The sequence below is a fragment of the Streptomyces sp. NPDC005141 genome, assembly GCF_053599975.1.
This window is the reverse complement of sequence record NZ_JBSFYW010000054.1, coordinates 46,956-58,993: the sequence shown is the minus strand read 5'-3', so window position 1 is coordinate 58,993 and position 12,038 is coordinate 46,956. Positions and strand designations below refer to the sequence as shown.

Annotated in this window: 11 protein-coding genes and 1 pseudogene; 6 read left to right on the top strand and 6 right to left on the bottom strand. The window is 71.7% G+C overall.

Annotation, left to right across the window (positions count from 1 at the left end):
* From ACWD68_RS32150 to ACWD68_RS32135, 4 genes and pseudogenes are all read left to right on the top strand, one after another.
* Positions 1–498: vitamin K epoxide reductase family protein (locus ACWD68_RS32150; protein WP_451809966.1), on the top strand; the 498-nt coding region annotated here is incomplete at its 5' end.
* 118 nt (positions 499–616) lie between these two features.
* A pseudogene (locus ACWD68_RS32145) lies at positions 617–1,134 on the top strand (hypothetical protein).
* Positions 1,135–1,255: 121 nt separating this feature from the next.
* Positions 1,256–1,867 (top strand): tyrosinase cofactor, encoded by a 612-nt coding sequence (locus ACWD68_RS32140; RefSeq protein ID WP_451809965.1) that lies wholly within the window; start codon positions 1,256–1,258, stop codon positions 1,865–1,867.
* On the top strand, positions 1,851–2,717 hold the full coding sequence (locus tag ACWD68_RS32135; RefSeq protein ID WP_451809964.1) for a tyrosinase family protein: 867 nt from the start codon (positions 1,851–1,853) through the stop codon (positions 2,715–2,717). The genes ACWD68_RS32140 and ACWD68_RS32135 overlap by 17 nt, the downstream gene beginning before the upstream one ends.
* 80 nt (positions 2,718–2,797) lie before the next feature.
* On the opposite strand, the gene ACWD68_RS32130 is transcribed toward ACWD68_RS32135, so the two are convergent.
* On the bottom strand, positions 2,798–3,145 hold the full coding sequence (locus ACWD68_RS32130) for a chaplin (protein WP_451809971.1): 348 nt from the start codon (positions 3,143–3,145) through the stop codon (positions 2,798–2,800).
* Between the two features lie 243 nt (positions 3,146–3,388).
* Positions 3,389–4,348 (bottom strand): D-2-hydroxyacid dehydrogenase family protein, encoded by a 960-nt coding sequence (locus tag ACWD68_RS32125; protein WP_451809963.1) that lies wholly within the window; start codon positions 4,346–4,348, stop codon positions 3,389–3,391.
* 128 nt (positions 4,349–4,476) lie between these two features.
* Here ACWD68_RS32125 and ACWD68_RS32120 point away from each other — a divergent pair, with 128 nt between their 5' ends.
* Together ACWD68_RS32120 and ACWD68_RS32115 are read left to right on the top strand one after the other, a co-directional pair.
* On the top strand, positions 4,477–5,064 hold the full coding sequence (locus tag ACWD68_RS32120) for a hypothetical protein (RefSeq protein WP_451809962.1): 588 nt from the start codon (positions 4,477–4,479) through the stop codon (positions 5,062–5,064).
* Between the two features lie 31 nt (positions 5,065–5,095).
* Positions 5,096–5,842, top strand: a complete 747-nt coding sequence (locus ACWD68_RS32115; protein WP_451809961.1) for a YcnI family copper-binding membrane protein — start codon at positions 5,096–5,098, stop codon at positions 5,840–5,842.
* A 216-nt stretch (positions 5,843–6,058) separates the two neighbouring features.
* Here the strand turns inward: ACWD68_RS32115 and ACWD68_RS32110 are convergent, their stop codons facing one another.
* The 4 genes from ACWD68_RS32110 to ACWD68_RS32095 all read right to left on the bottom strand — a co-directional run bounded on the left by ACWD68_RS32110 (position 6,059) and on the right by ACWD68_RS32095 (position 12,020).
* Entirely contained in the window at positions 6,059–7,465 is a 1,407-nt protein-coding gene (locus ACWD68_RS32110) for a Cys-Gln thioester bond-forming surface protein (RefSeq protein ID WP_451809960.1), read from the bottom strand.
* 257 nt (positions 7,466–7,722) lie between these two features.
* A complete protein-coding gene (locus ACWD68_RS32105; protein WP_385701693.1) occupies positions 7,723–8,190 on the bottom strand; it encodes a single-stranded DNA-binding protein in 468 nt (155 codons plus the stop codon).
* A gap of 132 nt (positions 8,191–8,322) precedes the next feature.
* Complete coding sequence (locus tag ACWD68_RS32100; protein ID WP_451809959.1) at positions 8,323–10,416, bottom strand: GTPase; 2,094 nt, start codon at positions 10,414–10,416, stop codon at positions 8,323–8,325.
* Positions 10,413–12,020: a dynamin family protein gene (locus tag ACWD68_RS32095; RefSeq protein WP_451809958.1), complete on the bottom strand. Its 1,608-nt coding sequence runs from the start codon at positions 12,018–12,020 to the stop codon at positions 10,413–10,415. Before ACWD68_RS32095 ends, ACWD68_RS32100 begins: the two co-directional genes overlap by 4 nt.
* Positions 12,021–12,038: the final 18 nt, after the last annotated feature.

Genomic DNA, 12,038 nt, shown 5'->3' with positions numbered 1-12,038 from the left:
ACGATCGACAAGTTCAAGCTGCTGGAGAACCCGAACTTCGTCCCGGGATGCAGCCTGAACCCGGTCGTCTCCTGCGGCAACATCATGAAGAGCGACCAGGCCTCGGCCTTCGGCTTCCCGAACCCGATGCTGGGCCTCGTCGCCTACGGCATCGTGATCTGTGTCGGTGTGAGTCTGCTCGCCCGGGCCACCTTCCCGCGCTGGTACTGGCTGACCTTCAACGCGGGCACGCTCGTCGGTGTCGGATTCTGCACCTGGCTGCAGTTCCAGTCGTTCTACCGGATCAACTCGCTGTGCCTGTGGTGCTGTCTGGCCTGGGTCGCCACGATCATCATGTTCTGGTACGTCACATCGTTCAACGTACGGAATGATTTCCTGCCTGCACCGGAATGGTTGAAGGGATTCCTCGAGGAATTCACCTGGGTTCTTCCGGTGCTGCACATCGGTGTCATCGGAATGCTGATCCTCACCCGCTGGTGGGATTTCTGGACGAGCTGATTCTCCATATCGGACGACCAGTGAGTCCGTCGGGGGAATCTTGCGCTGACGGCGTTCCCTGAATCGTTACGCGGTACGGACGCCGAGCCCCCGAATCCTGAAAGGGACCGTACTTGGGATGAAGCCGACCACACGAGGAACCCTCGCCGCCGTCATGTCAGGTGTGGCGGCGGTGGTGGGTGCCGCCGCCGCGCCCCCCGCCGTCGCGGCCGAAACGGTCCCATCCCCGTGCCGCTGAACGGTGTCGAGCAGGCCCTCGGCCTGAAGGCGCCCAGGATCGCGGGTGAACTGCCGGTTCCCCTCCCGGGCGGACTCGAGGGGCCCCGGTACGTCGAGGGCCGGATCATCCCCGACCGGGCGGTTCCGCAGGTGCCGCTCAGCGGCGGGCTGCCCGGGGCAGACGTCCGTGCGCCCCTCCCGCACGTCCTCGGTGACGGCTTCGACCACCTCGGTCTCGGCGCACCGGCGGCCGATCTGCGGACGCTGACCCCCGGACTGTCCCTGGACAGCCCGCTCGGCGCGCCGGACCCCGGCCACCTCCGCCTTCCCGGCCTGAAGATGCCTCAGGCCGCCGTTCTCGCACCGCTGCTGAAGACCGTGCCGGGGGCGAACCTGGAGATGGGCTCGGGGGCCTAGTCCTTCCCGGGGAGCAGGCCCGGGCGCGCGGACCGGGCCTGCCGACCGAACCATCGGGGGTCGCCGTCGTTGAACCCTGCTGAAGCCGGCCGAGTCCGCCTGAATCATCGAGGAGAGAAGCATGTTCGTCAGCTGGGTGTCGAGCAGAGTGCCGAGGCGTGAGCCCGGTGTCCGGGGGCGCGGCCGCGGGGCGGAGCGTGTGGCGGGTGGCGTGGCGGTGACCCGGCGCGGTGCGATGCGGGGTCTGCTCGTGTCGGCCGTCGCCGTGGCGCTGGCCCCGGTCGTCGCGGCTTCGCGGCGGCCGCGCCTGCTCCGGTCCGAGGGCCTCTCCTTCGACGAGGTGTACCGCGGCCGGCGCATCCTCGGCAGCAAGAGCGGTTCGGACGGCACGGCAGCGTTCTTCGGAGGCGAGTGGCAGGTCACGGTGGACGGCCGGCCGCTGCACCTGATGCGCCGCGCGGACGGCAGCTACCTCAGCATGGTGGACCACTACGAGTCGTATCCGACACCGCTGGCGGCGACACGTGCCGCCGTCGACGAGCTGAGCCCCGCCGAGCGTCTCCGGGATGCGGAGGACGAGGAGGCCGGCGCGGCCGCCGGCGGTGCGCCGGGGAGCGACGCGGAGGAACCAGGCCTCGGCGGACGTGGCGTCGGTGGACGTGGCGTCGGAGGAAGCGGCACGCGGGAGAGCGGTACGGAGGGGGGTGGCCACCACCATGGTGTACACGCGTAAGAACGTCAGCACCCTCACGAGCGCGGAGCGGCGCCGCTTCGTCACCGCGATGCTGGCGATCAAACGCCGCGGAGAGTACGACGAGTTCGTCCGGATGCACATCAAGTACTACGTCGCGGACGGCGACGGCGGACTGCGCTCGGCGCACATGGCGCCCTCCTTCCTGCCCTGGCACCGGCGGTTCCTGCTGGACCTGGAGCGGGCGCTGCGCCGCGTGGACTCCGGGGTGAGCGTGCCCTACTGGGACTGGACGCGGGACCGTACGACGAAGTCCGCGCCGTGGACCAAGGATCTGCTCGGCGGTGACGGGCGGAGCTCGGACCGGCAGGTCATGACCGGACCCTTCGCCTACGCGCAGGGCAACTGGACGATCAAGGAAGGGGTGACCGACGTCAAGTTCCTCACGCGCGAGTTCGGCCGCCCCCAGCAGTCGCTCCAACTGCCGACGCAGCGCGACCTGAACGCCGCCCTGGAGGACCCCGTCTACGACACGGCTCCCTGGAACTCGACGTCCACGCGGGGCTTCCGGAACCGGTTGGAGGGGTGGGGGCCCGGGTCGGGCCACACTTCCTGGCGCACCCACAACCGCGTCCACCGCTGGGTCGGCGGCCACATGCTGGGCGGCGCCTCCGTCAACGACCCCGTCTTCTGGCTGCACCACGCCTTCGTCGACCTGCAGTGGACCCGCTGGCAGAAGCGGCACGCGGGCGCGCGCTACCTGCCCGCGAAGCCCCCGGGTCCCGGCAACTCCCAGCACGGCCGCATCGTCGCCCGGCACGAGAAGATGCCCCCGTGGGGCGTGACGCCGGACGCGATGGAGGACCACAGCCGTATCTACCGTTACGCGTAGGGGGCGTCCAGCGGTACGCGTACGGCCATGGAGAGGCCCCCGGCAGGACTTCCTGCCGGGGGCCTCTCGCGTGCCTGGGCTCAGTTGCCGTAGCCGCCGCGGTCCTTGTGCGCCTTGTGCGCCCTCTTGTCCTTGTTGTCCTTGTGCGCCTTGTGGTTCTTGTGGTCCTTGTGGTCCTTGTGGTGGCCACCGTCGTTCACGCAGGTGTTGCCGAACGCCGGGTTCAGCAGACCGACGATGTCGATCGTGTTGCCGCACACGTTGACCGGCACGTGGATCGGGACCTGGATGACGTTGCCCGAAAGTACACCGGGCGAGCCGACGGCCCCGCCCTGGGCGCCGGCGTCAGCCATGGCCAGACCGGCCCCGCTGAGCGCCACGGCACCCGTGCCCACGGCGACTGCGGCGGCCTTCGCGATGCGAGACATCACGTTCTCCTTCGACTCGATGAGTGCGGTGGCTCGGACGCGACCGCACTCCCCCTTCAACGCGTCCACCCACAGCTGGTCACGGGCGTTCACCGGTGGATCACCCTTTGATCAGGGTCGGACGGGTGTTCGTACACGCCCTCGGGCCCGCACCGTCGCTTCAACCGGCCTGTCAGGCAGGGCGACCGAACAATCCGCCGACCGGACAATCCGCCGACCGGGCAATCCGCCGACCGGGCTCGGTCAGCCGAGGCGGCGCAGGGGTGTGCCCGCCAGGTACGCCTGGATGTTCTCGACCGCCGCGCCGTAGTACGCCTCGTAGTTGGAACGCGACACATAGCCGAGGTGCGGGGTGGCCAGCAGGCGGGGGGCCGAGCGCATCGGGTGGTCGGCGGGCAGGGGTTCGACGTCGAACACGTCGAGGCCCGCTCCGGCGAACCGCCCCGCGCGCAGCGCGGCCAGCAGCGCGTCCTGGTCGACGATCGCCGAGCGCGAGGTGTTGACGAGAAAGGCGGTCGGCTTGAGGAGAGCCAGTTCGGCGGCGCCGACCAGGCCCCGGGTGCGGTCGCCGAGCGCGAGGTGGACGGAGACGAAGTCGCTGCCCGCCAGCAGCTCTTCCTTGGAGGGGGCGAGTTCCACCCCGACCTCGTCGGCCCGCTCCCTGCTGAGGTTCTGGCTCCACGCGCTGACCCGCATGCCGAAGGCGAGGCCCACCCGCGCCACCCCGCCGCCGATCCTGCCCAGACCGAGCAGGCCGAGCCGACGGCCGTGCAGATCGGCGCCGACCGTGCTCTGCCAGGGGCCGCCCGCCCGCAACCCGTCGTGCTCCGCGACGATCCCCCGCGCCAGACCGAGCAGCAGCGCCCAGGTCAGCTCCACCGGGGGCGTCGAGGAACTCGGGGTGCCGCACACGGTCACCCCGTGCGCCTCTGCGGCCGCGTAGTCGATCACCGTGTTGCGCATTCCGGAGGCGATCAACAGCTTCAGCCTGGGCAGCCGGGCCAGCAGAGAGGCCGGGAAGGGCACGCGTTCGCGCAGGGTGACGACGATGTCGAAGTCCGCCAGCGCGGCGGCCAGCGCGTCCTCGTCGGCGAAGTGCCGGTCGAACGCGGTGACTTCCACGGTGTCCGCGACGGGCGACCAGTCGGCGATCTCGGTCGCGACGCTCTGATAGTCGTCCAGCACGGCACAGCGAAGTCGCATGTCAGGTCCCTCCCGGGCTCAGCCGGACCCTACCCGAGCGGTGGCCCAGAGAGCCGGGCGGTCCGTGACCGACGCCTCGGGGGGAAGCCGCGACGGTCACTCGCTCCCCATGGCAGTATCTGGGCTTCATGAGTGCGTCCCTGGCGGTACGGAGCTTGCGCGCGGCGGTGTTCGCCGCGCTGTGCGTGCTGCTGGCCGCCGGGGGGCATGCGCTCGCCACCGGACAGGCGCCGCCGGGCTGGGCGGACGGTGCGGGGCTCCTCGTCGTCTTCGCCGTCGGCTGTTCGCTGGGCGGCCGGGAACGGTCCCTCCTCGGGATAGGCGGCGCCATGCTGGCCGCGCAGGCCGGACTCCACCTCGGGTTCGCGGCCGCCCGGCCGCGCATGGCGATGCCCATGCACGGGGCCTACATGACGCATCCGCACACCCATGCCCTGACGCCCCATGCCACGGCCGCGCATGTCGCCGCCGCCCTGCTGGCGACCTGGTGGCTGCGGCGCGGGGAGGCCGCCCTGTGGTCCCTGCTGCGCCGGGCGGTCGCGTTCGTGCCGGGGCTCGCCGCTTGGTGGAGGGTGCGGAGGGGGCTGTCTCCCGTCCGGCCGCGCGAGGACGCCGCGGGCCGGACACCGGCCGAGCCGTGGCCGCTTCGGCAGGCACTGCTGCGGCACGCCGTCTCCCGTCGGGGACCGCCGGCAGGGCTCGCCCACACGCCCTGACCACGTTCCCCTTCCGTACGGAGTTCCCCGGATGTCCCCGATGAGTACCACCCTGCGCCGGACCGGCACGCTCGCCACCCTCACCACCGTGGGTGTCCTGGCCGCCGCCGGCGCGGCCTTCGCGCACGTGACCGTCCACCCCGAGAGCTACGCCGAGGGAGCCACGGACGGTGTCCTGAGCTTCCGTGTCCCCAACGAGGAGGACACCGCCAGCACCACCAAGGTGCAGGTCTTCCTGCCCACCGATCACCCGGTCCTGGGCGTCCTGGTCACCCCGCAGGCGGGCTGGACCGCGAAGGTGACGACCATCAAGCTGAAGAAGCCCATCAAGACGGACGACGGCACGATCACCGACGCCGTCTCCGAGATCACCTGGACCGGCGGCAGGATTCGCCACGGCGAGTTCCAGGACTTCGACGTCGCCTTCGGTCAGCTGCCGGACGACACCGACCAGCTGAGCTTCAAGACGCTGCAGACCTACTCGGACGGCAATGTCGTCCGCTGGATCGAGGAGTCGAAGAAGGGCGGCGAGGAGCCGGAGAGCCCCGCTCCGGTACTGGCCCTCACCGCCAAGGGCGCGGCCGAGGAGAGCGCGGACGGGGCCTCCGGATCCGACGCGGCCTCGTCGTCCTCCTCCGAGGGCAAGGAATCGAACGCGAGTGACAAGAGCAGTGACTCCACCGCGCGTGCTCTGGGCACGGCGGGCCTGGTCGTCGGCGTCCTCGGCCTGACCGCGGCCGGATTCGCCGTCGTACGCGGCCGGAGCGCCCGCTCCTAGCAACCGCCCGGTGCGCGGCCGCCGCCTCGCCGGTGTCAACTCCCGTCGGCGGGGCGGAAGCCCCCACGGTCACGCTCCGGCCTCGTGGATCACCACATCGAGATGCCGTGCCGAGGCCGGAACCCTGCCGCGTGACCTCGTGACCTCGTGACCTCGTGACCTCGTGACCTCGTGACCTCGTGACCTCGTGACGGGTCGGCCGGGGTCCCGGGTCGTTCAGGCCTGCGGCGGTGTCTGCTTACGGCGGAGGAGGACGACCACTGCCCCGCCGATCACGACGAGGGCGATGGCCACGCCCGCGATGACCGGAGTCGTGTTGGAGCCGCCGGTCTCGGCGAGGTCGGTGCCCCCGCCGGAGCCGCCGACCGACGCCGGGCTCGGCTCGCTCAGCGTCTGGGTCGAGATGTCGCTCGCACCGCCCTGGGTCTTGCAGTCCAGCACGCCCTTGAAGCGCTTCTCGACGCCGTTCGGGCCGGCGATCGTGAAGTCGTACGCCTGGTCCTCCTGCAGCGGGATGGTGATCCGCTGGGACACGCCCGCCTCGATGGTGTGCTCGATCCCCATCAGCTCGAACGTGAACGGCTCGTCGCCCTTGTTGGCGGCCGTGATGTCCACGCCGCCCTTGGCGCAGTTCTTCTGGGCGGACAGGGCGGGTATCGCGCCCTTCTCCGCCCAGTCGGCGGCCGCCGTGGCGGAGACGGTGGACTCGCTGGAGCCCGCGAGGATCTGCGTCTGGCTACGGGTCTCCGAGGCGAAGGCGCGGCCGACCGGCACGGTCGTGGAGGCCTGCACGCTGAGCGAGGCGGAACCGTCGGGGCTGTCCTTCGGGACGTCGAAGAAGAGCTTGCCGCCGTCGGCGGCGGAGGTGACCGCCTTGCCGTCCTTGTCGACGACCTTCACTCCGCTGGCGGCGGTGTCCGCGGGCGGCGTCACCGTCACGCTGCCCGCGTTGGTGTGCACCGTGACCGGGCCGAGCCGCTCGCCAGCGTGGCCGGAGACCGCGGCGGGGTCGAGCGTCAGCGAGGCCGCGGGCTCCGGAAGATTCCGCGCGTTCTTCTGCAGATAGTCCGCGAGCTTCTCCGCCTGCGGGTCCGCCGCGTCCACGTCGGCACCGTCCGAGTACCGCCAGATGGCCACCTGGGTGCCGGCCGCCGCGTCCTGCTCGGTGAGGCCGGTGACACCGGCCTTCTCGGCCAGTGCCGCCAGGTCGTTCACCTGCGGGTAGGAGTTCTGCAGGATCCAGCGGATCCTGCCCGCGTCCTTGTTGCCGTTCAGCGAGGTGCCGCTCCAGGAGGTCTCCTGGTACTTGGCGTCCCGCTGCGTCGGGTTGTGCAGGTCGACGCAGTAGGTCTGCAGCATGCCGCCGCCGTCGACGGACATCTCGAACAGACCGGCCGAGACCCAGGAGTCCTCGCCGTTGTCGTGGATGACCGCGGAGCCGTATGTCTTCAGCTCACCCAGGGTGGCGGTCGCTCCACCCGGGCTCTGCGGTGTCCCGTCGGCGAAGGCCGTACCGGCGCAGGCGATCGTCCCCACGGTGGCGAGCCCCCACACCAACGTCGCGGCGGCGAGGCGTGCCGCCCCTCGCCCGCGCGCGGACAACACCGAGAACGCAGAAGACACAGAATTCCCCTTCAGGCAGGACCCTTTGACATGGGGGACGGTCCCGCCAGCAGAATCAGAAGCCCCGAGAGCTGTGTTGGGCATCCTAAGGAAGCGCCGCATCGCTCTCCTCGGTCATGTCGTCCGATAACCGATCCGACTCGGAATCGTTATCGCGAGCACGCCCGTGAGCTGCGCCTATCGACAAATCCACGAGAATCGACGGAGCGTATTTGTCGATAAGGCGCAGTTCGGTCAGATCGTGGACGTCTCTGACATCACGTCACCCCAGCTGGCTCGGGATGCTGTTGGGACACGTCCTCCGGCCGGGCGTCCGGAGCCGATTCCCAACTGGGTTCAGGCCGGTGCGCCGAAGCCGGCTCGCCCTCCTTGGACGGACGCCGGAAGGCCGACGTACCGCGGGAGAGGTCGTGGCCGATCGCCACCGCGTCGATGTCCGCCGACGTCCAGCTCTGCCCGTCGCGTGTCTCGGTGCGCACCTTCAGCCTGCCCTGCACGATGACGGGATCGCCCACCGACACCGAAGCCCCCACATTCGTGGCGAGCGCGCGATTGGCCCACACCGTGAAGAAGTTGGTGTGCCCGTCCGTCCACCCGCTCTTCTCGCGGTCCCAGTACCGCGAAGTCACCGCCAGCCGGAACCGCGCCGACGCGCCGTTCGCCAGTTCCCGGTACACGGGCCGTGTCGCCACATTGCCCACCGCGCACACCATCGTCTCGTTCATCGTGAATCCCTCCCGTGCGGATGTGTCTGCCGCGGCGAGCGCATGCGCTGCGATCGCCGCGGGATCAGACTGCCTCCGCCGGGCCGGACCCGCCGAGCGCTGTGCGCTACCGGCCGGTTGTGGAAAACCGCGTCACCCGACCGGGGCACCCGCCGGCGCCGTTCCCATGACCCGCCCGTACTGCTCCCGGACCTCGCGGTACCGCAGCAGCTCCGCGGCCACGGGGTCCAGCACCCGGGCTCTTCCGCATCCGGCGGACGCCTCGCGCAATCGCCGTTCCGCTTCGAGGCCGTAGCGCCGGGCGGGCCCGCGCGCCGCCATCCTGCTGCTCCACTCCACGGCCGGGCCGCCGATGATGCCGGACACCATCAACAGCACCGGAACCCCGAGATTCGGCGACATGACTCCGACGATCTGCCCCACCAGCCAGAGCCCGCCGATGAGCTGGAGGATCGTCATCGAGGCCTGCGCGAGCACCGCGACGGGCCACCAGCCGGGCCGCGGCGGCCGTCCCCCCGGTGTCGTCGCGCGCGTCGCCATGTCGTCCAGCGCCTCGGGCAGCCCCTGCGCGCCGCGTACCGCCGCCTCGCGGACCGCCTGGGCCCAGGGCGCGGGAAGTCCGTACGCGGCCCGGTCCGCGACCGTCCGCACCGCCTGCTCGACGCGCTGGCGCGCGGTGGCCTCCTCGTCCGCGGGGGTACGCACGGGCAGGCGACCGGTCTGGGGTTCGCGCCGGTCCTCGTACCAGCGCCACAGCCGCAGCCAGGGCGTGCCGCACGCGCGGTTGGCGTTGCGGCGCCAGGCCCGCTCGGCGGCCTCACCGGTCGCGACGGCGCCCACCGCGTCCGCGAGCCGGTCCGCGAACTCGTCGCGCGCCTCCTCGCTGAGCCCGACCCGCCGCCCCGTCGCGTAGACGGACCGCAGTCGTGCGGCGGCCGCGTCGAGATCGGCCGAGATTCGCCGTGCCGCGGCACCGCGTTCGGCCACGAACTGGCCGAGACACTCCCGTAGTTCTGGGATCCCTTCCCCGGTGAGCGCGGACAGCGAGAGGACGGTCGCGCCCGGTTCGCCGTACTCGCCGAGCGCGACACCGTCCTCGTCGAGCAGCCGCCGCAGATCGTCGAGCACCTGGTCGGCGGCTTCGCCGGGGAGCCGGTCCACCTGGTTGAGGACCACGAAGGTGACCTCGGCGTGCCCGGCCAGGGGCCGCAGATAGCGCTCATGGAGGACGGCGTCCGCGTACTTCTCCGGATCCACCACCCAGATGACCGCGTCGACGAGCGCCAGGACGCGGTCCACCTGTTCGCGGTGCTGGACTGCCGCGGAGTCGTGGTCGGGCAGGTCGACCAGGACCAGGCCGCGCAGCTGTGCCTCCGCCTCCGCGCTCTGCAGCGGGCGTCTGCGCAGCCGCCCGGGGATGCCGAGCCGGTCGATGAGGGTGGCCGCGCCGTCGCTCCAGCTGCAGGCGATGGGTGCCGAGGTCGTCGGCCTGCGGACGCCGGTCTCCGAAATGGCCACGCCCGCGAGCGCGTTGAAGAGCTGCGACTTGCCGCTGCCCGTGGCCCCGGCGATGGCCACGACGGTGTGCTCGCCGGAGAGCCTGCGGCGGGCCGCCGCCTCGTCCAGGACCCGGCCCGCCTCCGCGAGCGTCCTGCTGTCGAGCCGGGTGCGGGAGAGGCCCACCAGTTCGCGTAGCGCGTCCAGGCGCAAGCGGAGCGGCCCGTCGTACGCGAGGGGGGCGGGCAGGGCCGGGACGGCGGTCGCGGCCTCCGCCACCACCGGCGTCTGGTACCTGCCGGGGGCCGTCTCGGTCACGCGGCGCGCGATGAGGCCGTCGTCCCAGACCGGGCCGTCCTCCGCCCGCGCGGGGTCGTCGCCCTCCCCGCGCGCGCGGGGTTTCGCTTCGGAGGCGTCTTCCGGAGCGTCCCTCCCCGACGCGTCGTCGCTCCGCGCGGCCCGGCCGCCGTCGCCGCTCCTGCCCCCCTCGGCCTCTTCGGTGCGGTCCGGGGACCCGGCCCCGGAACCCGCCGTATTCGGGCGACCGTTCTCCGAAGCGTCCTCGGCGCGGTCGTGGTCCTCGGCGCCCGCGGTGGCCGCCGCGGAGGGGACGTTCTCGGGGGCGCCGCCCTCGGAGCGGTCGTCTCCGGGACGGCCGTCCCCGGGTCGCTTGTCTCCGGGACGGTCGGCCTGATCCGTGTGGTCAGTGACGGCAGTCACCGCGGTCACCTCTCCTTCTGCAGTACGGACAGCGCGGCGATGAGTTCGGCCTGGGGTTCTGGATGGACGTCGAGCGCTTCGAGAGGCGCGAGACGGCGCTCGCGCTCGGTGTGCAGGGCCTTGTCGATGAAGTCCGTGAGCAGCCGGCCGCCCTTGTCGCGCAGCCGGAGCGCGCCGTGCGCCCCGATCCGCTCGGCGAGCCCCTCGCCCGCGCTGCGTGCCCTGCGGCCGCCCAGGAGTGCGGTGGCGACCAGCGCGGCCACCACCGCGGCGTCCGGCGCGACACTCTTGTCGAGGTCGCGCACTTCGTCCTCGGCGTACTCCTCCAGGACGCGCCGCCAGCGTCGTACGGCCAGGCCGATCCGGTGCTCGGCGCTCTCCAGGGCCGGATCACGATCCGTCAGCCCGGGCGCGCCCGCGGCCGGTTCGCGGCGCCAGGTGTCGTCCACGCGTTCGTCGGCGGCTGTGACGGAGCAGAGCAGCAGGGCGGACAGGCTCTCCACGAGCGCGTCCAGCAGTTCGTCGGCGGTGCAGTCGAGGGGATAGGCACGCCAGCGCTTGAGGGCGTCCCCGGAGAGCACGGCCCCGGCCTGCAGACGCCCCCTGGCGCGTGAGTGTTCGCTGTCGTACGCCCCGTCGACGGCCGCGGTGAGCCGTGTCGCGGCGGCGTACTGCGCGGCGGTGGCGTTGGCCAGCTCCGGCATCCGCGACTTCAGGGAGTCGAGGACTCCGTGGGCCGTACGGGCCATCGCACCGTGTCGGGCGCCCGGGTCCTGGGCCTGGTGCGTGAGCCAGGTGCGCAGCGGTGCGACGGCGGTGGCCGGCAGCAGGCCACCGCCCCAGGCGGACTCGGGCAGTTCGGGCACGGTGAAGCGGGGTACCTCACCGAGTCCGGCCTTGGCGAGCAGCGCGCCGTACTGCCGCGAGACCTCGGACACCACCTGGTGCGGCACCCGGTCCAGGACGGTCACCAGGGTCGCCTTGTGTTCCTTGGCGGTGCGCAGCAGATGCCACGGCACGGCGTCGGCGTACCGTGCGGCCGTGGTGACCATCACCCAGATGTCGGCAGCGCAGATCAGTTCGGCGGCCAGCACGCGGTTGTCGGCCACCAGGGAGTCGACGTCGGGCGCGTCGAGAAGGGCGAGTCCACGGGGGAGTGTGTCGGCGGTCTCGACGCGCAGCACCCGCTCCCCGCGGTCGGTGAGGGCGGGGAGATCGTCGCCGGGTTCCCGGTGGGGCACCCATACGCGGGTGAGCTGGGGCAGTACGCGCATGCCGCTGAACCAGTGGTGGTCCTCCGGATGGCACACCAGCACCGGCGTACGGGTCGTCGGGCGCAGTACGCCCGCCTCGCTGACCCGGCGCCCCACAAGGGAGTTGACGAGGGTCGACTTGCCCGCACCGGTGGATCCTCCGATGACGGCGAGAAGCGGTGCTTCGGGTTCTCTCAACCGGGGCACCAAATAGTCGTCGAGTTGTGCGAGCAGTTCGTCGCGGTTGGCACGCGCGCGTGGAGCCCCCGCCAGGGGCAGCGGAAAGCGTGCGGCGGCGACACGGTCGCGCAGGGCGGAAAGTGCATCGAGCAGCTGAGGCCGTACGTCCAAGGTCACCACATGTGAAGAATGCCCAAT